The sequence below is a fragment of the Pseudomonas sp. PME37.24/006 genome, assembly GCF_055556635.1.
On the sequence record NZ_JBVHNL010000001.1, the window covers coordinates 344,080 to 369,515 of the forward strand.

27 protein-coding genes are annotated in these 25,436 nt (G+C 61.2%); 16 read left to right on the top strand and 11 right to left on the bottom strand.

Going from position 1 to position 25,436, the window contains the following annotated elements; translation table 11 throughout:
• Positions 1-61 precede the first annotated feature (61 nt).
• From mreC to tldD, 7 genes are all read left to right on the top strand, one after another.
• Positions 62-997, top strand: coding sequence for a rod shape-determining protein MreC (gene mreC, locus ACZ3GY_RS01540; protein ID WP_465909210.1), 936 nt, complete (start codon positions 62-64; stop codon positions 995-997).
• The gene (mreD, locus tag ACZ3GY_RS01545; RefSeq protein WP_465908710.1) at positions 994-1,482 is read left to right on the top strand and encodes a rod shape-determining protein MreD; all 489 of its coding nucleotides are present in this window, start codon (positions 994-996) and stop codon (positions 1,480-1,482) included. The genes mreC and mreD overlap by 4 nt, the downstream gene beginning before the upstream one ends.
• Before the next feature lie 35 nt (positions 1,483-1,517).
• Complete coding sequence (locus ACZ3GY_RS01550) at positions 1,518-2,099, top strand: Maf family protein (RefSeq protein WP_465908711.1); 582 nt, start codon at positions 1,518-1,520, stop codon at positions 2,097-2,099.
• 96 nt (positions 2,100-2,195) lie between these two features.
• A complete protein-coding gene (rng, locus tag ACZ3GY_RS01555; RefSeq protein ID WP_463563638.1) occupies positions 2,196-3,653 on the top strand; it encodes a ribonuclease G in 1,458 nt (485 codons plus the stop codon).
• A 31-nt stretch (positions 3,654-3,684) separates the two neighbouring features.
• Entirely contained in the window at positions 3,685-7,512 is a 3,828-nt protein-coding gene (locus tag ACZ3GY_RS01560; RefSeq protein WP_465908712.1) for a YhdP family protein, read from the top strand.
• Positions 7,513-7,526: 14 nt separating this feature from the next.
• Positions 7,527-8,381: a carbon-nitrogen hydrolase family protein gene (locus ACZ3GY_RS01565; RefSeq protein WP_465908713.1), complete on the top strand. Its 855-nt coding sequence runs from the start codon at positions 7,527-7,529 to the stop codon at positions 8,379-8,381.
• A complete protein-coding gene (tldD, locus tag ACZ3GY_RS01570) occupies positions 8,378-9,820 on the top strand; it encodes a metalloprotease TldD (protein ID WP_465908715.1) in 1,443 nt (480 codons plus the stop codon). Before ACZ3GY_RS01565 ends, tldD begins: the two co-directional genes overlap by 4 nt.
• Positions 9,821-9,864: 44 nt before the next feature.
• Here the strand turns inward: tldD and yjgA are convergent, their stop codons facing one another.
• The gene (yjgA, locus tag ACZ3GY_RS01575) at positions 9,865-10,383 is read right to left on the bottom strand and encodes a ribosome biogenesis factor YjgA (protein WP_225835260.1); all 519 of its coding nucleotides are present in this window, start codon (positions 10,381-10,383) and stop codon (positions 9,865-9,867) included.
• 102 nt (positions 10,384-10,485) lie between these two features.
• Here yjgA and pmbA point away from each other — a divergent pair, with 102 nt between their 5' ends.
• The 6 genes from pmbA (at position 10,486) to ACZ3GY_RS01605 (ending at position 15,978) form a co-directional block, all read left to right on the top strand.
• The gene (pmbA, locus tag ACZ3GY_RS01580) at positions 10,486-11,832 is read left to right on the top strand and encodes a metalloprotease PmbA (protein WP_465908716.1); all 1,347 of its coding nucleotides are present in this window, start codon (positions 10,486-10,488) and stop codon (positions 11,830-11,832) included.
• Between the two features lie 469 nt (positions 11,833-12,301).
• Entirely contained in the window at positions 12,302-12,538 is a 237-nt protein-coding gene (locus ACZ3GY_RS01585) for a hypothetical protein (RefSeq protein ID WP_465908717.1), read from the top strand.
• A complete protein-coding gene (locus ACZ3GY_RS01590) occupies positions 12,531-13,907 on the top strand; it encodes a class II fumarate hydratase (RefSeq protein ID WP_465908718.1) in 1,377 nt (458 codons plus the stop codon). Before ACZ3GY_RS01585 ends, ACZ3GY_RS01590 begins: the two co-directional genes overlap by 8 nt.
• 66 nt (positions 13,908-13,973) lie before the next feature.
• Positions 13,974-14,423 carry a DUF2753 family protein gene (locus ACZ3GY_RS01595; protein ID WP_225835252.1) on the top strand — a complete coding sequence of 150 codons (450 nt, stop codon included), beginning with the start codon at positions 13,974-13,976 and terminating at the stop codon, positions 14,421-14,423.
• A gap of 13 nt (positions 14,424-14,436) precedes the next feature.
• Positions 14,437-15,048, top strand: coding sequence for a superoxide dismutase (locus tag ACZ3GY_RS01600; RefSeq protein ID WP_465908720.1), 612 nt, complete (start codon positions 14,437-14,439; stop codon positions 15,046-15,048).
• Between the two features lie 33 nt (positions 15,049-15,081).
• Complete coding sequence (locus ACZ3GY_RS01605; RefSeq protein WP_465908721.1) at positions 15,082-15,978, top strand: ZIP family metal transporter; 897 nt, start codon at positions 15,082-15,084, stop codon at positions 15,976-15,978.
• A 6-nt stretch (positions 15,979-15,984) separates the two neighbouring features.
• Here ACZ3GY_RS01605 and ACZ3GY_RS01610 read toward each other — a convergent pair whose 3' ends face one another.
• The 10 genes from ACZ3GY_RS01610 to ACZ3GY_RS01655 form a co-directional block, all read right to left on the bottom strand.
• Positions 15,985-16,257 carry an HPr family phosphocarrier protein gene (locus tag ACZ3GY_RS01610; RefSeq protein WP_225835246.1) on the bottom strand — a complete coding sequence of 91 codons (273 nt, stop codon included), beginning with the start codon at positions 16,255-16,257 and terminating at the stop codon, positions 15,985-15,987.
• A 12-nt stretch (positions 16,258-16,269) separates the two neighbouring features.
• A complete protein-coding gene (rapZ, locus tag ACZ3GY_RS01615) occupies positions 16,270-17,127 on the bottom strand; it encodes an RNase adapter RapZ (protein ID WP_225835244.1) in 858 nt (285 codons plus the stop codon).
• Positions 17,128-17,144: 17 nt separating this feature from the next.
• Complete coding sequence (gene ptsN / locus ACZ3GY_RS01620; protein WP_463563648.1) at positions 17,145-17,609, bottom strand: PTS IIA-like nitrogen regulatory protein PtsN; 465 nt, start codon at positions 17,607-17,609, stop codon at positions 17,145-17,147.
• Between the two features lie 15 nt (positions 17,610-17,624).
• Positions 17,625-17,933, bottom strand: a complete 309-nt coding sequence (gene hpf, locus ACZ3GY_RS01625) for a ribosome hibernation-promoting factor, HPF/YfiA family (protein ID WP_042554809.1) — start codon at positions 17,931-17,933, stop codon at positions 17,625-17,627.
• A gap of 155 nt (positions 17,934-18,088) precedes the next feature.
• Positions 18,089-19,597 (bottom strand): RNA polymerase factor sigma-54, encoded by a 1,509-nt coding sequence (locus ACZ3GY_RS01630; protein ID WP_465908723.1) that lies wholly within the window; start codon positions 19,595-19,597, stop codon positions 18,089-18,091.
• 168 nt (positions 19,598-19,765) lie between these two features.
• A complete protein-coding gene (gene lptB, locus ACZ3GY_RS01635) occupies positions 19,766-20,491 on the bottom strand; it encodes an LPS export ABC transporter ATP-binding protein (RefSeq protein WP_463563650.1) in 726 nt (241 codons plus the stop codon).
• Positions 20,492-20,493: 2 nt separating this feature from the next.
• The gene (gene lptA, locus ACZ3GY_RS01640; protein WP_463563651.1) at positions 20,494-21,036 is read right to left on the bottom strand and encodes a lipopolysaccharide transport periplasmic protein LptA; all 543 of its coding nucleotides are present in this window, start codon (positions 21,034-21,036) and stop codon (positions 20,494-20,496) included.
• Positions 21,023-21,592, bottom strand: a complete 570-nt coding sequence (lptC, locus tag ACZ3GY_RS01645; RefSeq protein ID WP_463563652.1) for an LPS export ABC transporter periplasmic protein LptC — start codon at positions 21,590-21,592, stop codon at positions 21,023-21,025. The genes lptA and lptC overlap by 14 nt, the downstream gene beginning before the upstream one ends.
• 10 nt (positions 21,593-21,602) lie before the next feature.
• Positions 21,603-22,124, bottom strand: a complete 522-nt coding sequence (locus tag ACZ3GY_RS01650; RefSeq protein WP_225835234.1) for a KdsC family phosphatase — start codon at positions 22,122-22,124, stop codon at positions 21,603-21,605.
• A complete protein-coding gene (locus ACZ3GY_RS01655) occupies positions 22,124-23,098 on the bottom strand; it encodes a KpsF/GutQ family sugar-phosphate isomerase (RefSeq protein WP_225835233.1) in 975 nt (324 codons plus the stop codon). The genes ACZ3GY_RS01650 and ACZ3GY_RS01655 overlap by 1 nt, the downstream gene beginning before the upstream one ends.
• Before the next feature lie 249 nt (positions 23,099-23,347).
• On the opposite strand from ACZ3GY_RS01655, the gene ACZ3GY_RS01660 reads away from it, so the two are divergent.
• From ACZ3GY_RS01660 to mlaD, 3 genes are read left to right on the top strand one after another with little or no spacing between them, the layout of a single operon-like run.
• The gene (locus ACZ3GY_RS01660; protein WP_465908724.1) at positions 23,348-24,157 is read left to right on the top strand and encodes an ATP-binding cassette domain-containing protein; all 810 of its coding nucleotides are present in this window, start codon (positions 23,348-23,350) and stop codon (positions 24,155-24,157) included.
• Positions 24,157-24,954 (top strand): lipid asymmetry maintenance ABC transporter permease subunit MlaE, encoded by a 798-nt coding sequence (gene mlaE, locus ACZ3GY_RS01665; protein WP_225835229.1) that lies wholly within the window; start codon positions 24,157-24,159, stop codon positions 24,952-24,954. Before ACZ3GY_RS01660 ends, mlaE begins: the two co-directional genes overlap by 1 nt.
• Complete coding sequence (mlaD, locus tag ACZ3GY_RS01670; protein WP_465908725.1) at positions 24,954-25,427, top strand: outer membrane lipid asymmetry maintenance protein MlaD; 474 nt, start codon at positions 24,954-24,956, stop codon at positions 25,425-25,427. Before mlaE ends, mlaD begins: the two co-directional genes overlap by 1 nt.
• Positions 25,428-25,436 lie beyond the last annotated feature (9 nt).

Consider the following 25,436-nt stretch of genomic DNA (forward strand, 5'->3'; position numbering starts at 1 on the left):
TGATCCTAGCTGCGAGGTAATCCCTATAAAGCCGCTATTCGCCAAAGGTCCTTCGCTCGGTATACGCCTATTGGTGTTCGCCGTGCTGTCGGCTGCGCTGATGGTCGTCGATGCTCGCTTGACTGTCCTGCAATCGGTGCGCAGCCAGCTCGGCCTGATCGTCGAGCCGGTGTACTGGCTTGGCCGCTTCCCCGTTACCCTGTGGGAAAGCGCGACCCAGGAGCTCAGCTCGCGCAATGAGCTGACGGCCGAGAACGAGAAACTCAAGGCCGAGCAGCTGATGATGCAGCGCCGCCTGCAAAAGCTGGCGGCGCTGACCGAGCAGAACGTACGCCTGCGCGAGCTGCTCAACTCGTCCGCACTGGTCGATGATGAGGTGCTGGCCACCGAATTGATCGGTATCGACCCCAACCCCTTCACTCACCGCATTCTCATCGACAAGGGCGAGAAGGATGGTGTGGTGCTCGGCCAGCCAGTGCTCGACGCGCGCGGTCTGATGGGCCAGGTGGTCGAGGTGATGCCTTATACCTCGCGTGTGCTGCTGCTCACCGATACCACCCACAGCATTCCGGTGCAGGTCAATCGTAACGGCTTGCGAGCCATCGCCACCGGCACCGGTAACCCGGAGCGCCTGGAGCTGCGTCACGTGGCGGATACTGCGGACATCAAAGAAGGTGATCTGCTGGTCAGCTCTGGCCTGGGGCAGCGCTTCCCTGCTGGCTATCCGGTGGCTACGGTGACCGAAGTGGTGCACGACTCCGGACAACCCTTCGCCATCGTGCGTGCCGTGCCGACCGCCAACCTCAATCGCACCCGTTACATGCTGCTGGTGTTTACCGACCCACGCACACCGGAACAGCGTGCTGCCGAATCGGCGGAAGCGCAGGAAGAGGTTGATCGCAAGGCGCTCAAGGGCGAGATGCCGTCCGAGGCCATGACTCCGCCTGCCGATGAGCCGAGCCCGGCACCCGCCAGCGGTGAGGAGGATAGCCAATGATCGCTGCCCGTTCGAATAACGTCTGGGTCATCTGGATCAGTATGGGCCTGGCGCTGCTGCTCAGCGTTTCCACATTGCCACGCTTCATGGAGATCGGCCGCCCGCTCTGGCTGGCGTTGTTTCTCACCTATTGGGTATTGGCAGTGCCTCATCGCGTTGGGATGACCAGCGCCTGGTGCGTCGGCCTCCTGGCCGATGTGCTCAATGGCACCTTGCTGGGGCAGAACGCGCTGATTCTCACCCTGATCACTTTTCTGGTGCTGAGCCTGCATCAGCGTTTGCGCATGTTTCCCATGTGGCAGCAGAGCATGGTGTTGCTGGTGGTGTTCGGTGTGGCACAGCTGGTGCAGTTATGGCTCAACGCGCTGACTGGTAGCCGGCCACCAACCCTGACGTTCGTGCTGCCAGCGCTGGTCAGTGCCTTGCTCTGGCCGTGGGTCTGTACGCTGTTGCGCGCCGTGCATCGACGTCTAGGTGTCAATTGAAAACGCGCTGCGGCGCCTGACTGCGAGACGTCTGCATGGCAACGCTTTACTTGGCCTCCGCTTCGCCGCGCCGCAGCGAACTGCTGACGCAGATCGGCGTTCCTTTCCTCACCCGGATCGTGCCCATCGACGAAACGCCGCAGCCCGGCGAGGCACCGGCGGTCTACGTCGAGCGTCTGGCACGGGCCAAGGCGGCGGCGGTGCTCGATAGTCTGCCCGAGCGTGAGGGTGCGGTGGTGCTGGGTTCCGATACCGCCGTGGTGCTCGATGGTCGCATCCTCGGCAAGCCTCTCGATCGCGCCGACGCGGTGGCCACGCTGACAGCCTTGTCCGGTCGTGAGCATCAGGTGCTGACCGCTGTCGCGCTGACCAGCGATAGACGCGGCAGCGCCCGTGTGGTGACCAGTACAGTGCGTTTCAAACCGCTCAGTCAGGCACAGATCGAAGCGTATTGGGCCACCGGCGAGCCGCGCGACAAGGCGGGTAGTTATGGTATTCAGGGGTTGGCTGCGGTTTTCGTCAGCCAGATGCAGGGTAGTTATTCGGCGGTAGTCGGTCTGCCGTTGTGCGAGACTGCCGAGCTGCTCGCGGAATTCGCGATTCCGTGCTGGCAATGACTGCCAGCGCATAACCCAGAGGTTGCAGGCCGCGATGTGCTGGGCTCATTTGAGTCTGCCGCTGCTTTCAGCTTCATCTCAAACAGAGATGGGCGCATGAGTGAAGAAATCCTGATCAACATCACGCCGATGGAATCGCGCGTGGCGGTGGTGGAAAACGGTGTCCTGCAGGAAGTGCATGTCGAGCGTACCCAGCGCCGTGGCATCGTCGGCAATATCTACAAAGGCAAAGTGGTGCGTGTACTACCAGGCATGCAGGCGGCTTTTGTCGACATTGGCCTGGATCGCGCGGCGTTCATTCATGCTTCGGAGATATCCAGCCGTGAAGGCAGTGCGGTGGAAACCATCAGCGCGCTGGTGCACGAGGGCCAGAGCCTGACGGTGCAGGTCACCAAGGATCCGATTGGCAGCAAAGGCGCACGGCTGACTACTCAGCTGTCGATCCCCTCGCGCTATCTGGTGTATATGCCGCGCACCAGCCACGTGGGCATTTCCCTGAAGATCGAAGACGAAGCCGAGCGCGAGCGCCTCAAGCAGGTGGTCGCCGATTGCGTCGCCGCTGAAGGTATCGAAGAAGCCGGTGGCTTCATCCTGCGTACTGCCGCCGATGGCGCACGCGGCGAAGAGATCCTTGCGGATATCCGTTATCTGCGCCGTCTGTGGACGCAGATCGGCGAGCAGATGAAGAGTGCGTCTACCCCCTCAGTGATCTACGAAGACCTCAGCCTGGCCCTGCGCACCCTGCGCGATCTGGTCGGCCCGCGCACCGAGAAGATTCGCGTCGACTCCCGGGAAACCTTCCAGAAGATTACCCAGTTCGTCGCCGAACTGATGCCGGAGATCTCCGATCGGCTGGAGCATTACCCGGGCGAGCGGCCGATCTTCGATCTGCATGGCATCGAAGACGAGATCCAGAAGGCGCTGGAGCGCAAGGTACCGCTCAAGTCCGGTGGTTATCTGATCATCGACCCGGCTGAGGCGATGAGCACCATCGACGTGAATACCGGCGCCTTCGTCGGCCATCGCACGCTCGAAGAAACCATCTTCAAGACCAACCTCGAGGCGGCTACCGCCATCGCTCGGCAACTGCGCCTGCGCAACCTGGGCGGGATCATCATCATCGACTTCATCGACATGGAAGACGAAGAGCATCAGCGCCAGGTGCTGCGTACCCTGGAGAAACAGCTGGAGCGTGATCACGCCAAGACCAATATCATCGGCATCACCGAACTCGGTCTGGTGCAGATGACCCGTAAGCGTACCCGGGAGAGCCTCGAGCAGGTGTTGTGCGAGCCCTGCAGCCACTGTCAGGGTCGTGGCAAGCTGAAAACTGCGGAAACCACCTGTTACGAGATCTTCCGCGAGATCCTTCGTGAGGCTCGTGCCTATCAGCCTTTGGGCTACCGCGTGCTGGCCAATCAGAAGGTGGTCGACCGCCTGCTCGACGAAGAGTCGGGCAACGTCGCCGACCTCGAAGCATTCATTGGACGAACCATCAAGTTCCAGGTCGAAACCATGTACTCCCAGGAACAATACGATGTGGTGCTGCTATAACGAGGCCCGGCCTGACCGGGGCGTGAACTGAATGGAGCGGCTGGGGCTGGCGTTCGCTGCGCTGCTGCGTTGGAGTCTGGGGCTATGCGCCCTGGGTTTGGTGCTGGCCGCCTTTTACGTGAGCCTCGGTCGTCAGTTGGTGCCGCTGGTTGCTGAGTACCGGGAAGAGGCACAAGCCCAAGCCACCCAGGCACTGGGCTTGCCGGTCACCATTGGTGCTCTGGAAGGTCATTGGAGTGGTTTCTCGCCATTGCTGACGGTGCGCGATCTTAGCCTTGGCGAGGGTGACCAAGGTCTGGCCCTGCAGCATGTGCGGGTGGTGCCCGACCTGCTTGGCAGTCTGCTGGCCTTGCAGCCGCGTATCGCCGAGCTGCAACTCGACGGCCTGAGCCTGACGCTGCGCCAGGACGAGCAGGGCGCATGGAGCGTCGAAGGCCTGCCGCAGCGGCAGAATCAGCCGCCGCTGGATGTCGCCAAGGTGCTGCGCCAGTCGCAGATGGTCAGCCGCATCGCCTTGTTCGACAGCCAGGTGAGCGTTCAAGCTCAGGATCTGAAACCCTTCAGCCTCACGGCCATCAACCTGAGCCTGAGCAATGGCAGCGCCCGCCAGCGTCTGGATGCCCGCGTGCAACTGCCGGACGGTCAGCCGCTTGCCCTGCAGGTGCGTACGCGCATGCAGGCCGAACACTGGCAGGATATGCGCGCCGAGTTCTACCTCAGCGCACCGCAGAGCGACTGGGCCACCTGGCTGCCGCCAGCCCTGACCCGCGAGTGGCACCTCGACCACCTGCAACTGGGTGGCGAGGCGTGGGGGCTCTGGGACAAGCGCAACCTGCAACGTGCCGTCACCCGCCTGCACGCCCCGCAGTTCGAGGGACGTTATGGTGAGCGTAAGGCCGTGGCGCTGAATGACCTGTCCCTGAATGCCTATTTCGAGCGCAAGGACGGCGACTTCGATCTGTTGCTCGACGACTTCGCCTTTAGCCGTGGCGAAAACCGTTGGGGCGAGACGCGTATCGCCCTCGGCCACCAGGCGGCCAGCGGCGAGCAGTCCGAGCGCTGGAGCCTGAGCGCCGATCGCCTCGACGTCGGCCCTCTGGTGCCTTTGGTGGAAGGCCTGGCGCCGATGTCGGAAACTGTCCTTGACCTGCTGCAGACCCTCAAGCCCCATGGCGCCTTGCGCAACCTCAATGCCAGCTTCCGCCCCGAGTTCGAAGGGCCGGAGCGCCTGCAATTTTCAGCAAACCTGGAGCGCGTCGGCTTTTCCGCCTGGCACGCCTCACCTGCCGTCGAGAATGGCAGCGGCAGCATCACAGGCGATCTGGGCCAGGGTGAGCTAAAGGTCGACAGCGAAGACTTCTCCCTGCACCTCACCACCCTGTTCCCCAAAGCCTGGAAGTATCAGCAAGCGAAGGGCCGGCTGACCTGGACGCTCGACGATCAGGGCTTCACCCTGCGCGCGCCGTACCTGCAGGTGCAGGGCGAGGAAGGCAAGATCGCCGGTGATTTCCTGATCCGCATGCTCAAGGATCCCGAGCGCGAGGACTACATGGATCTGCGTGTCGGTATGCGTGACGGCGATGCGCGGTTCACCGAGAAGTACCTGCCGACGCCCGTGCTCAGTCCGGCGTTGGACGAGTGGCTGAAAACCGCGATTCGCGGTGGCAAGGTCGAAGAGGGTTATTTCCAGTATCAGGGTTCGATCAATCGCAACCCGGATCCTGCCGTGCGCAGCATCAGCCTGTTCTTCGCGGTGCAGGACGCCGAACTGGCTTTCCAGCCCGGTTGGCCAGCGCTGCACGATGCCCGTGGTGAGGTGCTGATCGAGGACAGTGGCGTCCGGGTGCGCGTGTCGGAGGGGCGTATCCTCGACAGCCAGGTGCGTGAGGCCTATGCCGACATCGCCCATGTCGATGCTGGAGAAACACCGCACCTCAAGCTCAAGGGCAAGCTGCAGAGCAGTGTCGGTGATGGTTTGAAGATCCTTCAGGAAACGCCCCTCGGGGTTGCTGATACCTTCGCCGGCTGGAAAGGCGCAGGTGCCCTGAGTGGTGCGCTGGATCTGGATATCCCTCTGCACAAGGGCGAACAGGCCAACGTGGTCGTCGACTTCAGTGCCGACAAGGCCTCGTTGAGCATCAGCAAGCCGGCGCTGGAACTGAGCGACGTGACCGGAGACTTTCGTTTCGACACCAGCAAGGGCCTTAGCGCGCCCTCGATCAGCGCCCGTGCGCTGGGCCATGCGGTGACCGGCAAGGCTATTGCCGATGGCCGGCCAGGCCAAGCGCGTAGCCGCATCGAAGCCAACGGGATCATTCCGCTGGCCAACCTCACTGGCTGGCTGGGAGTGACACAGCCGTTGCCTGCCCAGGGGAATGTGCCGTATCGCCTGCGCCTGAGCCTCGAGGGGACGGACAGCCAACTGCGAGTCGATTCCAATCTCAAGGGCCTGAGTATCAGCCTGCCGGCTCCGTTCGGCAAAACCGCCAGCGAGGAACGTTACGCCGACTGGCGCATGAATTTCGGTGGGCGCGAGCAGCGTTACTGGCTCGATTACGCCAACGTTGCCAGCTTTACCCTGGCGGCGCCGCCCGGGCAGTTCAACCAGAGCCGCGGTGAGCTGCGCCTGGGCGACGGCCCAGCGATCCTACCGACTTCTCGTGGGGTGCGTGTTCGGGGTCGGGTCGCAGAAGTGAATCTCGCGGCCTGGCAGGAGGTCATCAAACCCTACGAGCAGACTTCGCGTCAGGATGCCCAACAACTGTTTACCGATGCCGAGCTGCGTATTGGACGTTTCGAGGGGCTTGGCCAGAAGCTCGATGATCTCGACGTTGGCTTGCGACCCATTGATGGCGGCTGGTCGCTAAGTGTGGACAGTGCGCTGGCCAAGGGCCGCGTCGACCTGTTCGAGGCGAGTGGCCGGCCTATCGTCGCCGATCTGGAATATGTGCGCCTGCCGGCCTCCAAGCCGAAAACCGTTGATGCGCCGGAGCCCGAGGCACCCGATCCGTTGGCTGATTTCGATCCGCGGCAGATTCCGGCGCTGGATCTGCGGGTCGCCCATGTGTTCCAGGGTGACGACGACATGGGGGCCTGGTCGTTGAAGGCTCGTCCTGATGCCCAGGGCGTGCAGTTCAGCGATCTGGATATCAACCTCAAGGGGCTGCGCCTTGGCGGCGCCATCGGCTGGCAGGGTGTGCCGGGGCAGACGCGCAGCTGGTACAAGGGGCGCATGCAGGGCGAAAAGCTTTCCGAAGTCCTCAAGGCTTGGGGTTATGCCCCCTCGGCGACCAGCGAGAGCTTCCGTCTGGACGCCGATGGGCACTGGCCTGGTTCGCCGGCCTGGTTCAGCCTCAAGCGTTATTCGGGCAGCCTCGACGCGTCACTGCGCAAGGGCCAGTTCGTCGACGTGCAGGGCTCGGCGTCGGCGCTGCGGGTGTTCGGCCTGCTCAATTTCAACTCCATCGGTCGCCGTCTGCGCCTGGATTTCTCCGATCTGCTCGGCAAGGGCCTGAGTTATGACCGGGTCAAAGGCAACCTGAATGCAACGGATGGTGTGTTCGTCACTCAGGAGCCGATCACCATGACCGGCCCGTCGAGCAATCTGGAGCTGAACGGCACCCTGAACATGATCGACCAGGGCATCGATGCCAAGTTGCTGGTGACCTTGCCAGTCACCAACAACCTGCCGCTGGCGGCCCTGATCGTCGGCGCGCCAGCTATTGGTGGCGCCCTGTTCATCGCCGACAAGCTGCTCGGTGACCGCGTGGCGCGTTTCGCCAGCGTGCAGTACGACGTCAAGGGCACCCTGCACGATCCGCAATTGACCTTCGACAAACCGTTCAAGAAACCCAACTGACCCTGGAGGCCAGCATGTCTTTCGCCGTGATCCAGATGGTCAGCCAGGACGATATCGCCGCCAACCTGCTGCAGGCCCGTCGCCTGCTTGAGGAGGCGGCCTCCGGTGGTGCGCGCCTGGCGGTGCTGCCGGAGAACTTCTCGGCCCTCGGGCGGCGCGATGCCGCTGATCTGGGGCGCCTGGAAGCCAGTGGTCAGGGCCCTGTGCTGCCCTGGTTGAAACGCACGGCACGTGACCTCAACTTATGGATAGTGGCCGGCACCCTGCCGTTGCCGCCGGCCAGTCAGCCCCATGGCAAACCACGTGCCTGCTCGCTGCTGCTCGACGATCAGGGTGAAACCGTCGCCCGCTACGACAAGCTGCACCTGTTCGACGTGGATGTCAGCGACAGCCGTGGCAGTTATCGCGAGTCGGACGACTACGCCCACGGCGAGCACCTGGTGGTCGCCGATACACCCGTTGGGCGTCTGGGTTTGACCGTATGCTATGACCTGCGCTTTCCTGAACTCTATGGGGCCCTGCGTGAAGCGGGTGCCGAGCTGATCAGTGCGCCGTCGGCGTTCACCCGGGTCACCGGTGCGGCCCACTGGGATGTACTGATCCGCGCACGGGCCATCGAAACCCAGTGCTACCTGCTGGCAGCGGCTCAGGGCGGCGTTCATCCTGGCAGTCGGGAAACCTATGGCCACACGGCCATCATCGACCCCTGGGGGCGTAAGCTGGCGGAACAGGCGGATGGCGAGGCTACGTTGCTGGCCAAGCGCGATGCCATCGAGCAGGCGGCTATCCGCGAGCGCATGCCGGTAGTGCGACACAAACGATTTTTCGCTGCGGCGCAGCCGCGGCAGCCTGATGTGGAGACGTTATGAGCGACATGTTGTTGACCGTCAGCGAGCAGATGCTGAGTCCTGGCGGGCTGACCCTGGAGCATTTGCCGGGGGTGCTCGGCGAACTGGCCGGCCCTGGCATCGATGCCGCCGACCTGTACTTCCAGACCCAGGTGTCCGAAACCTGGGTGCTGGAAGATGGCATCGTCAAGGAAGGCAGTTTCAATCTCGATCAGGGCGTCGGCGTGCGCGCCCAGTCCGGTGAGAAGACCGGCTTTGCCTATAGCAATGCGATTACCCCCGGCGCGTTGAGCCAAGCGGCTCGTGCCGCCCGCTCGATTGCTCGTGCCGGGCAGGAAGGGCGTGTGCAGGCTTTCAGCGCCACTCAGGTCGCTCCGCTTTATTCGTCCGAGAGCCCGCTGGATGTGATTGATCGGGCCCAGAAGGTCGAGCTCCTCAAGCGCGTCGATGTAGCCACCCGCGCCCTCGATTCGCGAATCAAACAGGTGACGGTAAGCCTTGCTGGCGTATGGGATCGCATTCTGGTCGCGGCCACCGACGGTAGCCTGGGCGCTGATATTCGTCCGCTGGTGCGTTTCAACGTCAGCGTCATCGTCGAGCAGAACGGTCGCCGCGAGCGCGGCGGTCACGGCGGTGGCGGTCGTACCAATTACAGCTACTTCCTCAATGAAGACCGTGCCATGGGCTATGCCCGTGAAGCACTGCGCCAGGCGCTGGTGAATCTTGAAGCGATAGCCGCGCCGGCCGGCACCATGCCCGTGGTTATGGGCGCAGGCTGGTCTGGCGTGCTGCTGCACGAGGCGGTCGGCCATGGTCTGGAGGGCGATTTCAACCGGAAAGGCAGCTCCAATTACAGCGGCAAGATAGGCCAGCAAGTAGCCTCCAAGCTATGCACCATCGTCGACGATGGCACCCTGGCCGAGCACCGTGGCTCATTGAGCATGGACGACGAAGGTACACCTACCCAGTGCACCACGCTGATCGAAAACGGTGTGCTCAAGGGCTACATGCAGGACAAGCTCAACGCTCGTCTGATGGGGGTAGCGCGCACTGGCAACGGCCGCCGCGAATCCTATTCGCACCTGCCAATGCCGCGCATGACCAACACTTACATGCTGGCCGGCGAGAGTGACCCCGAGGAAATCATCCGTTCGGTGAAGAAGGGCATCTACTGCGCCAACCTGGGCGGTGGTCAGGTCGACATCACCAGCGGCAAGTTCGTGTTCTCCACCAGCGAGGCGTACCTGATCGAGGATGGCAAGATTACCGCGCCGGTCAAGGGTGCAACCCTGATTGGTAATGGCCCGGAGGCGATGAGCAAGGTGTCGATGGTCGGCAATGACCTAGCGCTGGATAGCGGCGTTGGCACCTGCGGCAAGGATGGTCAGTCAGTACCGGTTGGCGTGGGCCAGCCGACCCTGAAGATCGATGCGATCACGGTCGGTGGCACGGGCGCTTGAGAATACTGGCCGGGGTGAGCCCCGGCCATGCGAAGGGGCGGAACCTAGCGCAGTCCGCGCTGGGTTTCGTCGAGATCGCGGATGTACTTGAAGATTTTGCGTGACGAGGCCGGCGCCTTTTCCTGAGCCGCTTCATGCTGGGCATGGCGGATCAGCGCGCGCAGGTGTTGGCGGTCTGCGTCTGGGTACTCGGCGACGAACTTTTCGAGTACTTCGTCGTTACCGACGATCAGACGATCACGCCAGCGCTCGAGGTTGTGGAAACGCTCGTTGTACTGGCGCGTGGAGGCGTCAAGCTGGTCGAGGAGCGTCAGGATCGCTTCGATGTCCTGATCGCGCATCAGCTTGCCAATGAATTGCATATGGCGTTTTTTCGCTGCATTGGCGGTGTGCTTGGGTGATTCTTCCAAGGCACGGCGCAGGCCATCAGTCAGCGGTAGCTTGTTCTGCAGATCAGGCTTGAGGCCGGCCAAGCGCTGGCCCAGCTCCTGCAACGCGTGGAACTCACGCTTGACCTGGGTTTTGCTCTTCTCGCCGGAGAAGTCGTCGAGGTAATCAGACATTTTGCGGTGATCCAATGGGAAACGCCGCCATGATAGCAGCAAGTTTCTTGCCGCATGCGCGACCAGAGTCGTTGTCGCAGTGGCTATCGTTCAGGAGTCGTTATGAGTGAAGTGGAAGTAGTCGGGCCAGGTGCTCTACCGGGCCTTCAGGCGCAGGTCGAACAGATTCTCGCCGAGGCGAAGAAGCAGGGTGCGAGTGCCTGTGAAGTGGCGGTGTCGGTGGAGCAGGGGTTGTCCACCAGCGTGCGCCAGCGTGAGGTGGAAACCGTTGAATTCAACCGCGATCAGGGCTTTGGTATCACCCTTTACGTCGGTCAGCGCAAAGGCTCGGCCAGCACCTCGGCGACCGGCGAGGCGGCGATCCGCGAAACCGTAGCGGCGGCCCTGGCCATCGCCAAGCATGCGTCCGAAGACGAGAGCGCCGGTCTTGCCGACGCGGCGCTGATGGCTCGCGATATGCCGCAGCTGGATCTGTACCACGCCTGGGACATAAGCCCGGAGCAAGCGATCGAGCGCGCGCTGGTCTGCGAGGCTGCTGCCTTCGATGCCGACTCGCGCATTCGCAATGCCGATGGCACCAGCCTGAGTACCCATCAAGGCTGCCGTGTATACGGCAACAGCCACGGCTTCATCGGCGGCTACGCCAGCACCCGGCACAGCCTCAGTTGCGTGATGATTGCCGAGAGCGACGGGCAGATGCAGCGCGATTACTGGTACGACGTGAACCGTCAGGGCGAGCTGCTCGCCGATGCCGCGAGTATCGGTCGGCGCGCTGCACAGCGTGCGGTCAGCCGACTCGGCGCTCGCCCGGTACCGACTTGCGAAGTACCGGTGCTGTTCTCCGCGGAGCTGGCTACCGGTTTGTTCGGCAGCTTCCTTGGGGCTATCTCCGGTGGCGCCCTGTATCGCAAGTCATCGTTCCTCGAAGGAACTCTGGGCGAGCAACTGTTTCCCTCCTGGCTGAACCTCGACGAGCGTCCGCACATTCCCCGTGCCATGGGCAGTGCGGCGTTCGACGGCGATGGCCTGGCCACCTATGCGAAACCGTTCGTGGAGGGCGGCAGGCTGGTCTCCTATATTTTGGGCACCTACGCCGGGCGCAAACTGGGCATGCCGAGCACGGCCAATGCCGGCGGTGTGCATAACCTGTTCGTCAGCCATGGCGACGAAGATCAGCAGGCGCTGATCAAACGCATGGGCCGCGGCCTGCTGGTCACCGAGTTGATGGGCCACGGCCTGAACATGGTCACCGGCGACTACTCCCGGGGCGCGGGTGGCTACTGGGTGGAGAATGGCGAGATCCAGTTCGCCGTGCAGGAGGTGACCATTGCCGGCAACCTGCGCGACATGCTCAAGCAGATCGTCGCAGTCGGCAGCGACCTGGAGCTGCGCAGCAATATCCGCACGGGCTCGGTGTTGATCGAGAAAATGACCGTCGCCGGCAGTTGATTCGAACGGGCGCTTTTGCGCCCGTATGTTGTGAGCCGTTGACGTTTCGGAGCCCATTGCCGAAGCGTCGACGGATTCTCGGCCTGCCACGCAATGTGGCCATATCGCGCCTTTCTCCTCTCATTCATGACTGCTGAAGGCAGATGGCTGCTTGTTACCTGCCGTTCGGCAACTTTCGCTTTCTGTACTTTTTGCCAATTGCCGCTGGTGCCAATCCTGCGCGGCGAGACCAATGGTGCTTCATACCAATTCGGTATTGATTATTCTTTCTAAATAGGAATTAATATTATTATCTTTTGAAGGGTGAGCCATGAGATTTCGCTCGAGCAATACGCCATGTTTGGATTGTTGGTACTGGCTGGGTTTCCGGATCCGTTGCGGGCTGCTTCCTGATGAACCAAGGCTGCTCGAGCTTCACTGGGCGCAGGGTCGCCAACTGGTCGAGCACGGTCGGCTGTGTCCCTGGCGGATGTCACTGACCACCCTGAATCTGCTCATGGATACCGCCTGCGATACGGCGCTGCCCTGGCACTGGCGCAGTGTCTGCCTGGATCACGCCTACCGCTCCCTCTACGCGCTGCAGCACCTGGCGACCAGCCGCGATCAGCAACACAGCCTGAATAGCGTTCGCAACCGCCTGGCCACCTTGCGCATGCAGCCCTCTCTTTCGATATCCGAATTGGCAGAAGGAAATCCCTATGAGTAACACCCGCATAGAACGCGACAGCATGGGCGAACTGGCCGTCCCCGCCGAGGCCCTCTACGGTGCCCAGACCCAGCGTGCAGTCAACAACTTCCCGGTATCGGGGCTGGCCATGCCCAAGGCGTTCATTCGTGCGTTGGTGCTGGCCAAGGCCGCCGCCGCCCGTGCCAACGTGGATCTGGAGCAGATCCTGCCTGCCCAGGGCGATGCCATCGTTGCGGCATGCCAGCAGCTGCTGGCCGATGATTTCATGCAGCACTTCCCGGTGGACGTGTTCCAGACCGGTTCCGGCACCAGCTCCAACATGAATGCCAACGAAGTGATCGCCACCCTCGCCACGGGCATTCTCGGCGAGCCGGTGAACCCCAATGATCATGTCAACTGCGGCCAGAGCAGCAATGACATCATCCCCACCACCATCCATGTCAGTGCCGCCATCGAGGTTAGTGAACATCTGCTACCGGCGCTTGGCCACCTGCTCAAGGTGCTCTGCGAGAAGTCCCTCGAGGTGCAACCCTTCGTGAAGACCGGCCGTACGCACCTGATGGATGCCATGCCGGTGCGCATGAGCCAGGTGCTCGATGGCTGGGCGCAACAGATTCAGGGCAACATCCAGCTGCTCACCAGCCTGCTGCCGGCGCTCCAGGCACTGGCCCAAGGTGGTACTGCGGTCGGTACCGGCATCAATGCGCATCCGCGATTTTCCGAACTATTCTGTCAGGAGCTCAATGCGCTGACCGGGCGCCAATTCACCCCGGGTATCAACTTCTTCGCGCTGATCGGCTCTCAAGACACTGCGGTGGCGCTGTCCGGGCAACTAAAGACCACGGCAGTGTCGTTGATGAAGATCGCCAACGACCTGCGCTGGATGAACTCCGGTCCGCTGGCCGGCCTGAGCGAGATCGAACTCGAAGCACTGCAACCTGGTTCCTCGATCATGCCGGGCAAGGTCAATCCGGTGATCCCGGAAGCCACTGCCATGGTTGCGGCCCAGGTCATCGGTAACGACACCACCATTGCGGTGGCGGGGCAGTCCGGCAATTTTGAGCTGAACGTGATGCTGCCGGTGATCGCTCACAATCTGCTCGGCAGCATCGAGTTGCTGGCCAACGCCAGCCGCCTGCTGGCGGATCGCGCCATCGCCAGCTTCAAGGTCAACGAGCCGAAGCTCAAGGAAGCACTGGGCCGCAACCCGATTCTGGTGACAGCGCTGAACCCGCTGATCGGTTACCAGAAGGCTGCGGAAATCGCCAAGAAGGCGTATCGCGAAGGTCGGCCGATCATCGACGTGGCCGAGGAAATGACCGATCTGGGACGTACCGAGCTGGAGCAGTTGCTCAACCCGGAACGCCTTACCGAAGGTGGTCTGTAACCGTTGAAACCGCCGCGCAGGTCATGTGGCCTGCGCATTTTCGCCTCAGGGCGAGGAGGCAATCCCATGGAGCAGTGGAAGCGACTCATCCAGGCCGGTAACCGCTACTTCGCCGAAGGTTCCTGGGTCGAGGCGCGGGAGCAGTATCTGCAGGCGCTGGCGCTTGCCCAGGTACTGTTCGAGCGCTGGCGGGATGCCGATGCTGCGGTGGCGGCTTTCGTCGTTTCTCAGCATAACCTGGCCGATCTGCAACTGATGATCGGTCATCCGGAAGAGTCCGCCGAGCACCTCTGTGCCTGCCATGAACACCTGTTGCGCTGCATGGGCAGTGAGCATCTGTCGCCGTCCTTGCGCCAGGCTGCACTCAATCACAGCGGCCGAACCTACACCAGTCTGTTGAACTTTGTCGCCGAGCACGGGGCCTACCCCCGTACGGATCGATTGTTGGGCGCTCATGCGCCTGGCGATGCTTCACCGGCAGAACGCCCAGCGTCTGTCGTTCGTCAGTACCATTAGAAGGAGTGAAACCATGCCGTATAGCCTGCCTGCTCTGCCTTACGCCTACGATGCCCTGGAACCGCACATCGATGCGCAAACCATGGAAATCCATCACAGCAAGCACCATCAGACCTACGTCAACAACCTCAATGCCGCTTTGGAAGGCAACTCGCTTGGCGAGCTGCCGGTCGAAGAGCTGCTCACTCGTCTCAAGGAAGTGCCGGAAGACAAGCGCGGTGCGGTGATCAACAACGGTGGTGGGCATGCCAACCATTCGCTGTTCTGGAGCGTGATGAGCACCAGTGGCGGTGGTGAGCCCCAAGGTGAGTTGAAAGCCGCCATCGACAGCCAGCTGGGTGGCCTGGAGGCTTTCAAGGAAGCCTTCACCAAAGCCGCACTGACCCGCTTCGGCAGCGGCTGGGCCTGGCTCAGCGTAACGCCACAGAAGAAGCTGGTGGTTGAAAGCACCGGTAACCAGGACAGCCCGCTGATGAACGGTAATACGCCGATTCTGGGTCTGGACGTGTGGGAGCATGCCTACTACCTGCGCTACCAGAACCGTCGCCCCGAATACATCGGTGCGTTCTACAACGTCGTCGATTGGGCCGAAGTGGCGCGTCGCTATCAGGCAGCTCTGGCTTGATTGCATGCCTATGAGCCGGCATCGAGTGTACGCATGAGCCCACTGCACGAGTTGATCGCGGCCAATGGCCGTTCCTTTCGCTATGCATTGGGCCTGATGCTGCTCGTTGGCGGCGGGATCATTCTTGCCCTCAAGGTCTGGAGTGGTTTGCAGAGCCGGCTTTCGCCGGCTCTCTGGTATGCCTGGCAAGGCGGCATGCTGTGTGCTCTTGGCACAGCACTGGGTGCCTTGCCAGTTATTTTCATGCGCAGCATTTCGGCACGTTCTTACACGGCCATGCTGGGTTTCGGTGGGGGCATGATGCTCGCTGCCAGTCTTTTTTCACTCCTTCCGCCGGCTTTTCAGCTGACTCACGAGCTGGGCCTGAGCGCTAGTCAGGGCTCGCTGCTGGTCGCCGCAGGAGTGGTGCTCGGTGCTGGTGCCTTATGGGTGCTGGGCCACTGGTTGTCTCGTACATCGCGAGCGAACATGCAGGCAGATCAGGGCGTCGGCTTGAGCGTCTGGCTGTTCGTTATCGCCATCGTTCTGCACAACGTGCCGGAAGGAATGGCGGTCGGTGTGGCGGCCGCGGCCAATCTGTCTAATGCCGACGGATTGGCGCTGGGGATTGCGTTGCAGGACGTACCCGAGGGGCTGATCATTGCCCTGGTGCTGGCCGGGGCAGGAATGTCGCGATGGAAGGCGGTTTTTTGCGGCGCCGCCTCCGGGTTGGTCGAGCCGCTGTTCGCGCTGCTTTCGGCCTGGTTGGTCGGCGTGTCGTTGCAGTTGCTGCCCTGGGGGCTGGCGATCGCGGCGGGGGCAATGCTCTTCGTGGTGATACGCGAGATCATTCCCAAGCTGTATCGACGCAGTGACATGCCACCGGCTGTACTGGGTTTTGCATCGGGGTTCGTGTTGATGTTGGCTGTGGGCAATGCCCTGAACGTCTGAGGGCGATCACTCGCCTTCGTCGAAGTAGTTATTGATCAGGTCAATCAGCGCCTGCAGGGCTTCCTCTTCCCGCTCGCCCTCGGTCGCCAGGTGCACGATGGTGCCCTTGCCGGCGGCGAGCATCATCACCGCCATGATGCTCTTGCCATCTACGAGGCTCTCGACGCTACGCCCGATTCTCACCTGGCAGGGAAAACGCCCCGCGACCCCGACGAACTTGGCGGCCGCGCGCGCGTGCAGGCCGAGTTTGTTGATGATGGTGATTTCACAGGCGGGCATCGCGGCAATTCCTTAACTGAGGTCGCGGTGGCGGATCTGAACATTCTTCAGCAGCGGTTTGAGGGCGTGCCCCAGGCGGTTGGCGAGGTACACCGAGCGATGGTGGCCGCCCGTGCAGCCGATCGCAACGGTAACGTAAGAGCGGTTGCTGGCAGCGAAGCGCGGCAGCCACTTGTGCAGATAGGTGAAGATGTCCTGGTACATGTCCTGGACGTCCTCCTGGGCTGCCAGGTATTCCTCGACCGGCTGCTCGAGGCCGGTGAAGTCACGCAGTTCGGGTTTCCAGTAGGGATTGGGCAGGCAGCGCACGTCAAACACTAGATCTGCATCCACCGGCATCCCCCGTTTGAAACCGAAGGATTCGATCAGGTAGGCGGTACCCGGTTCCGGCTGGTTGAGCAGGCGCAGCTTGAGGGTGTCGCGCAGTTGGTAGAGATTCAGGTGAGTGGTGTCGATCTTCAGATCGGCACGGTCGATGATCGGGCTCAGTAGTTTGGTCTCGTCGACCATGGCTTCGGCCAGCGAGCGCTGGTCGTTGGTCAGCGGGTGACGTCTGCGCGTCTCCGAAAAGCGCTTGAGCAGGGTTTCTTCGCTGGCGTCCAGATACAGGACATCGCAACGGATGTTGCGGCCGCGCACTTCATCAAGCAGTTCGGAAAAGCGCTTGAGCTGGCTAGGCAGGTTGCGTGCGTCTATCGATACCGCCACTTGTGGGTGCAACAGCTCGGTATGCAACAACGCCCGTTCGGCCAGCTCCGGAAGCAGGCCGGCAGGCAGGTTGTCGATGCAATAGAAACCGTTGTCCTCGAGCACGTCGAGAGCGGTGCTCTTGCCCGAGCCGGAACGGCCGCTGACGATGATCAGGCGCATGGGCTAATCCTGTAGGGCTATTGGCCGTTCTGCACGTTCACTACGGTCTGGTACAGCGATTCACTGTCTTGAGCCTGGCGCAGCCGCTCGCGAACGTCCTCGCGGTCGAACATGCTGGCGATCTGGCGCAGCAGTTCCAGGTGCTCATCGGTCGCTGCTTCGGGAACCAGCAGCACGAACAGCAAATCGACGGGCGCACCATCGATGGCGTCGAAGTCGACCGCAGCGTTGAGTTTCAGCAGTGCACTGATCGGTGAGCTGCAGCCGGGTAGGCGGCAGTGGGGAATGGCGATGCCATTGCCAAAACCGGTCGAACCGAGTTTTTCCCGGGCGATCAGGCTTTCATAGATGGTCTGGCCGTCGAGATCGGGCAGGTCGCTCGCGATCACGGCAGCTATCTGTTCGAGTACACGCTTTTTACTGCCGCCCGGCACGTTCACGAGGGAACGGCCGGGGGTCAGGATATTTTCAAGTCGGATCATAGGATAAGGACGAGGTCAGCGGGCCATTGCGCCCTGCTGGCGGTCGAGCTGTTTTTCCTTGTGCTTGATGAGTTGGCGGTCAAGTTTGTCGGTCAGTAGATCAATGGCAGCGTACATGTCTTCATGCTCGGCATTTGCCACCACTTCGCCTCCGGCGATATGCAAGGTAGCTTCGACTTTCTGCTTGAGCTTCTCGACCTCCAGGATGACCTGCACATTGGTGATCTTGTCGAAGTGCCGCTCGAGACGTCCGAGCTTTTCCTCGATGTAGCTGCGTAGTGCGTCTGTCACATCCAGCTGGTGTCCACTGATGTTGACTTGCATACCGCTTCTCCTTGTTGCCGTGTGTGAGTGGCAGGCTATAGACCTGCCGCAGGAACACTGGGGCTTGCTACGGGGCAACTCTAAAAACTGCCTACGTTGTTACCGCTGCGTTAACTGCCTCGCCAACGTTTTTAGAGATGCCCCTACAAGGGCGCTTACATCAATCGCTTGCGTTCGCTCGAAGGCGCTATACCGAGCGATTCACGGTACTTGGCGACTGTGCGGCGCGCCACTTGAATGCCCTGTGCTTCCAGTAAACCAGCGATCTTGCTATCGCTCAATGGCTTTTTCGCATTTTCCGCGGCGACCAGTTTTTTGATGATCGCGCGGATCGCGGTGGACGAACATTCGCCGCCTTCGGAGGTGCTGACGTGGCTGGAGAAGAAGTATTTCAGCTCGTAAATGCCACGCGGCGTATGCATGTACTTCTGGGTGGTGACGCGGGAAATGGTCGACTCATGCATGCCTACCGCTTCCGCGATGTCATGCAGTACCAGCGGCTTCATGGCTTCGTCGCCGTAGTCGAGGAAGCCGCGCTGATGCTCGACGATCTGCGTCGCGACCTTCATCAGGGTCTCGTTGCGACTCTGCAGGCTCTTGATGAACCAGCGTGCTTCCTGCAACTGATTGCGCATGAAGGTGTTGTCGGCGCTGGAGTCGGCGCGTTTCACGAAGCCTGCGTACTGCGCGTTGACGCGTAGGCGCGGCATGGCTTCCTGGTTGAGCTCCACCAGCCAGCGATCGTTGTGCTTGCGCACGATCACGTCAGGCACCACGTACTCGGGCTCGCTCGACTCGATCTGCGAGCCAGGGCGCGGGTTGAGGCTCTGAATTAGCTCGATAACCGGGCGTAGCTCGTCTTCCTTGAGCTTCATGCGGCGCATCAACTGGCTGTAGTCGCGGCTGCCGAGCAGGTCGAGGTAGTCGCTGGTGAGGCGCTGAGCTTCGCTCAGCCAGGGTGTACTGGTCGGTAGCTGACGCAATTGCAGAAGCAGGCACTCGCGCAGGTCGCGGGCGGCGATGCCGGAAGGCTCGAACTGCTGGATGCGGTGCAGCACGGCTTCGACTTCATCGAGCTCGACATCGAGTTCGGGGTCGAAGGCGTCGGTAATTTCTTCGAGAGTTTCTTCGAGGTAGCCCTGAGCGTTGATGCAGTCGATCAGGGTAACGGCGATCAGGCGATCCTTGTCGGACATCGGCGCCAGATTGAGTTGCCAAAGCATATGGCTCTGCAGGCTCTCGCCGGCGGAGGTGCGAGTGGTGAAGTCCCACTCGTCGTCGTCATTGCTTGGCAGGCTGCTGGCGCTGGTCTGGTAGACGTCTTCCCAGGCTGTGTCTACGGGTAGTTCGCTGGGGATGCGTTCACCCCAGTCGCCTTCTTCCAGATTGTCGACGGTCTGGGTGTTTTCCTGGAAGGTCGGCTCCTGAAATTTCTCTTCCTGAGCAGTCGCAGTGGTGGCACTTTCCGCACCGTCGGCCATGGGATCCGAATTGTCGAAGTCGTCGCCTTCTTCCTGACGCTCGAGCATCGGATTCGACTCCAGCGCCTCCTGGATCTCCTGTTGCAGATCGAGAGTCGACAGTTGGAGCAGGCGAATGGCTTGTTGCAGCTGCGGTGTCATCGTCAGCTGCTGGCCCATTTTCAGGACTAGCGATGGTTTCATTGCAGACCTTATCTGGCGTCTGTGCGCAATCCACGACAGGGCGCCAAAGCGCCACTAGGAAGCAAATTATATGCCTGAACCCGAGTGGTTTGCCTAGAGCCCGTTACCATTTCATTACGACCATGTCGTGGGGTAACAGGCTCTGGATGCCCATCGGTGGGAAAACCGTTACAGGCGGAATTCGTGGCCCAGGTAGACTTCCTTTACCATCTGGTTGGCCAGGATCGCAGCGGAGTCGCCCTCGGCGATCAGTTGGCCGTCGCTGACGATATAGGCGGTCTCGCAGATATCCAGGGTTTCGCGCACATTGTGGTCGGTGATCAGCACCCCAATGCCTTTGGCTTTGAGGTGGTGAATGATTTGCTTGATGTCACCGACCGAAATCGGGTCGACGCCGGCGAAGGGCTCGTCGAGAAGGATGAATTTCGGTGATGTTGCAAGGGCGCGGGCGATTTCTACACGGCGGCGCTCACCACCCGACAGGCTCATGCCCAGGTTGTCGCGAATGTGGGTGATGTGGAATTCCTGCAGTAGGCCCTCCAGTTCCTGCAGCCGCTGCGCGCGGCTCAGATCCTTGCGCGTTTCCAGGATCGCCATGATGTTATCGGACACACTGAGCTTGCGGAAGATCGACGCTTCCTGAGGCAGGTAGCCTATACCGGCGCGGGCGCGGCCGTGCATGGGCTGGTGGCTGACGTCGAGATCGTCGATCAGTACGCGGCCCTGATCGGCCTGAACCAGACCGACGATCATGTAGAAGCAGGTGGTCTTGCCGGCGCCGTTGGGGCCGAGCAAGCCGACGATCTGCCCGCTGTCGATGCTCAGGCTTACGTCGCGAACGACCTGGCGACCTTTATAGCTTTTGGCCAGGTGCTGGGCTTTCAGAGTTGCCATCGTTATTGGCCCTGCTCAGCGGCGGGTTTTTTCTGCGGCTGGATCACCATGTCGATACGCGGGCGCGGCGTCGACACATTGGTGCCCGTGGCGCGGCCTGCATTGACGATCTGTCGCTGGGTGTCATAGACGATTTTCTCGCCTTCGAAGGTGTTGCCTTCCTGAACCACCTTGGCCTGGTCGATCAGTACGATGCGCTCATTGGCAGCAAAGTACTGGATGGTCAGGCCGTAAGCCTTGACGATCTGCTTGTCGGCCGAGGGCTTCTGCTCGTAATAGGCGGGTTTGCCCACCGAGGTGAACACATCGACCTCACCCTTTGCGTTCTGGGTGATGGTGACGGTGTCGCCAGTGATTTTCAGGGTGCCCTGAGTGATGACGACGTCGCCGCGATACACTGCAACGCCTTGTTTGTCGTCCAGCTCAGCACTGTCGGCCTGCACGCGGATCGGTTGATCACGGTCGCTCGGCAGAGCCCAGGCGCTTGCGCTTCCGAGCGTGGCGCCGAGGCTGAGAAGTAGGGGGAGGGTTTTAACGAACCTCATGCTGGCCTCTTACGTTGGACTGCAGGAGCATCCTGCCGTCATTCAAGTACGCTTTCATTCCTTGTGCCGTGGTCACCCCGTTGGCCGCGTCGATTCTAACGGCTTGCTGGGTCTGCGCATATTCCTTCTGTGGGAATACGGTCAGGCGGCTGGTGGTAAGTATAGTGGCGCGGCCCTTTTCGTCTGTGCGTTCCACCCGCACCTGGTCGATCAATTCGACCTCGTCGCCATCGGGGCCTACCTCGCCGCGTGCGCTGCGTACTTTCCAGGGAAGCTCGGTGCCCCGGAACAGGTTCATGCGCGGTTCGGTCAGTAGGGTGACGTCGGTACTCTGCACATGCTCGAGCAGATCACTGGTCATGTCGCTCTGTACCTTGCCGTCGGGCAGGTACTGCACGCTGCGGGCGTTCACGGCGTAGAAGTCGATCGGGTTGTCCGGGCCGCTCTGCTGTGGCGCGCTGGAGAAACTGTCCGGGTTGATGTTCCAGTACCCGGCTGCCACCAGCAGCAGGGCGCCGAAGGTCAGCAGGACGGGTGTGATGAATTTGCGCAACATCAGTAAACCCCTAAAGGTAGGCCGCTTGGGCGGCTTCGAGAGTACCCTGGCCACGCATGATCAGTTCGCAGAATTCGCGTGCCGCACCTTCGCCGCCGCGCGCTTGTGTGACGCCGTGGGCATGCTCGCGCACAAATTCGTTGCCGCTGGCTACCGCCATACCCAGGCCGACACGGCGGATTACCGGCAGATCCGGCAAGTCGTCACCCAGGTAGGCCACCTGCTCGTAACTGAGGCCCAGCTCGGCGAGCAGCTCGTCGAGCACGTCGAGTTTGTCTTCACGGCCCTGGTACAAATGCTGGATACCCAGGTTCTGTGCGCGGCGCTCGACTACGGGAGTCTTGCGGCCGCTGATGATGGCCGTTCGTACGCCAGAGTTGATCAGCATCTTGATGCCCTGGCCATCCAGGGTATTGAAGGTCTTGAACTCGCTGCCATCAACGAGAAAATACAGCTTGCCGTCGGTGAGTACGCCGTCGACATCGAAAATCGCCAGTTTGATGGCGTGAGTGCGCTGCAGCAGGTCGTTCATCACATCACTCCCGCGCGCAGCAGATCGCCAAGGTTGAAGGCGCCTACAGGACGACCACTGGTATCGATCACTACCAGCGCGCTGATCTTGTTGTCTTCCATTATTTTCAGGGCCTCGGCGGCAAGCATATCAGCACGAGCGGTTTTGCCGTTGGGCGTCATGACGTCGTCGATGCACGCATCACGCACATCGATACCTTTATCCAGGGCGCGGCGCAGGTCACCGTCGGTGAAGACCCCGGCCAGGCGGCCGTCGTCTTCCAGTACGGCGGTCATGCCCAGGCCCTTCTGGGTCATTTCAAGCAGGGCTTCGCGCAGGCTGGTGCCACGATTGACCTTGGGCAGGCTGTCGCCAGCGTGCATGACGTTCTCGACTTTGAGCAGCAGGCGACGACCCAGGGCGCCACCGGGATGGGAGAAGGCGAAGTCTTCGGCAGTGAAACCGCGGGCTTCCAGCAGCGCGATGGCCAGGGCGTCGCCCAGTACCAGGGAGGCGGTGGTGGAAGAGGTCGGCGCCAGGTTGAGTGGGCACGCTTCCTTGGCTACGCGGGTGTCGAGGTTGACTTCGGCAGCCTTCGAGAGCGGCGACTCGGGGTTGCCGGTCATGCTGATCAGGGTGATGCCGAGGCGCTTGATCAGCGGCAGCAAGGTCACGATTTCGGCCGTGGAGCCTGAGTTGGACAGGGCCAGGACGACGTCGTCACGGGTGATCATACCCATGTCGCCATGGCTGGCTTCAGCAGGGTGCACGAAGAAAGCGGTGGTGCCGGTGCTGGCCAGGGTCGCGGCAATCTTGTTGCCGATATGTCCGGATTTTCCCATCCCGACCACCACCACACGGCCCTTGCTGGCGAGAATCAGCTCGCACGCCTTGACGAAGTCAGCGTCAATACGGGGCAGCAGCTCTTGTACCGCCTCGATCTCTAGACGGATGGTGCGCTGTGCGGAATCAATCAGGTCGCGGGTCTGGTTCATGCTCTGCTTGGGCTGCTGTACGAAAAAGACAGGGATTATAGCGGGAAAGACTCCGCGACTCATCATCCATGGCGTGGCTGCGAAATGGCAAAGCTGTCACAAGCCTGAACGTCGTGGGTTCTCAGCTTTGGTGGGCTATTGGGCAAATGCTATAGTCCGCAACCATTTTGGGGCCCGTGTGGCTGATCATCGTGTCCTTATTCCGATGCGGGGCGTCAGATTAGGAAGGCAGTACGTAATGGAGTTCCGATGAGCGCCGAAAATCAGTATGCGGTCGAGCTTAAAAACGTAAGTTTTCAGCGCGGCGAGCGTCACATCTTCAAGAACGTCGACATATGCATCCCGCGGGGCAAGGTTACCGGGATCATGGGGCCCTCTGGCTGCGGTAAAACCACGCTGTTACGGCTGATCGCGGCCGAGCTGCGGCCCAGCAGCGGCCAAATCCACGTCAACGGCCTGAATCTGCCTGATCTGTCGCGCAGTGAACTGTTCGACATGCGCAAGCAAATGGGCGTGCTGTTCCAGAGTGGTGCGCTGTTTACCGATCTGGATGTGTTCGAGAATGTGGCATTTCCTCTGCGTGTACACACTCAACTGCCCGAAGAAATGATTCGTGACATTGTTCTGATGAAGCTGCAGGCGGTTGGCTTGCGTGGCGCGATCGAGTTGATGCCCGATGAGCTCTCCGGCGGTATGAAGCGGCGCGTTGCGTTAGCTCGGGCAATTGCTCTGGATCCACAGATACTGATGTATGACGAGCCGTTCGTGGGGCAGGATCCAATTGCCATGGGCGTGCTGGTGCGCCTGATCCGTTTGCTCAACGATGCGTTGGGCATCACCAGTATCGTGGTGTCCCACGATCTGGCGGAGACAGCGAGCATCGCCGATTACATTTATATAGTTGGCGACAGCCAAGTGCTGGGTCAGGGAACACCCGCCGAGCTGCGCGACTCTGAGAATCCGCGGGTACGGCAGTTCATGCAGGGAACGCCGGACGGGCCGGTTCCCTTCCATTTTCAAGCGCCGAGTTACCACGACGATCTACTGGGGAGGCGCTGATGCGCAGGACATCTTCACTCGAGCGCGTGCGCCTGTTCGGGCGTGCGGGCATCGACGTGGTTGCCACGCTGGGGCGTTCGACGATCTTTCTGCTACGCGCGCTGTTCGGGCGGGGTACGTCAGGTAATTCGCTGCAGTTGTTGATCAAGCAGCTGTATTCGGTGGGCGTCCTTTCACTGGCGATTATCGTGGTTTCCGGCCTGTTCATCGGCATGGTGCTGTCGCTGCAGGGTTTCAGCATTCTTGCTAAGTATGGTTCCGAGCAGGCGGTCGGGCAGATGGTTGCGCTGACTCTGCTGCGTGAACTGGGGCCGGTGGTCACTGCGCTGCTATTCGCCGGTCGCGCGGGTTCTGCGTTGACCGCCGAGATCGGCAACATGAAGTCCACCGAGCAGTTGTCGAGCCTGGCGATGATTGGTGTCGACCCGCTCAAGCACATCGTTGCACCGCGGCTTTGGGCCGGCTTCATCTCCATGCCGCTGCTGACCATGATTTTCAGCGTGGTCGGCATCTGGGGCGGGGCGATGGTCGCCGTCGACTGGCTGGGCGTTTACGAAGGCTCATTCTGGGCCAATATGCAAAACAGTGTTTCGTTCCGCGAGGACGTACTCAACGGGATAATCAAAAGCCTGGTCTTCGCCTTCGTCGTTACCTGGATCGCCGTGTTCCAGGGTTACGACTGCGAGCCCACCTCCGAAGGTATCAGCCGCGCGACCACCCGAACGGTGGTGTACGCCTCGCTGGCCGTATTGGGGCTGGATTTCATTCTGACCGCTTTGATGTTTGGAGATTTCTGATGCAAAACCGCTCGATGGAAATCGGTGTCGGCCTGTTTCTCCTGGCCGGCCTGCTGGCCCTGCTGTTGCTGGCTCTACGTGTCAGTGGCCTGGCACCTGGCAACGCCGTCGACACCTACAAGGTCTACGCGCACTTCGACAATATTGCCGGCCTCACCATGCGCGCCAAAGTGACCATGGCGGGGGTGAGCATCGGTCGTGTGACGGCGATCGATCTGGATCGTGACAGTTACACCGGGCGCGTAACGATGGAACTCGACGGCAGTGTCGACAATCTTCCGGTGGACTCTACTGCGTCGATTCTCACCGCAGGCTTGCTCGGTGAAAAGTACGTGGGGATCAGTGTCGGTGGCGATGAAGAGTTGCTGGCCGATGGCGGAACCATTCATGACACCCAGTCTTCTCTGGTGCTTGAGGATCTGATTGGCAAATTTCTGCTCAATTCGGTCAACAGAGATCAGGACAGCCAATGAGGTACCCGA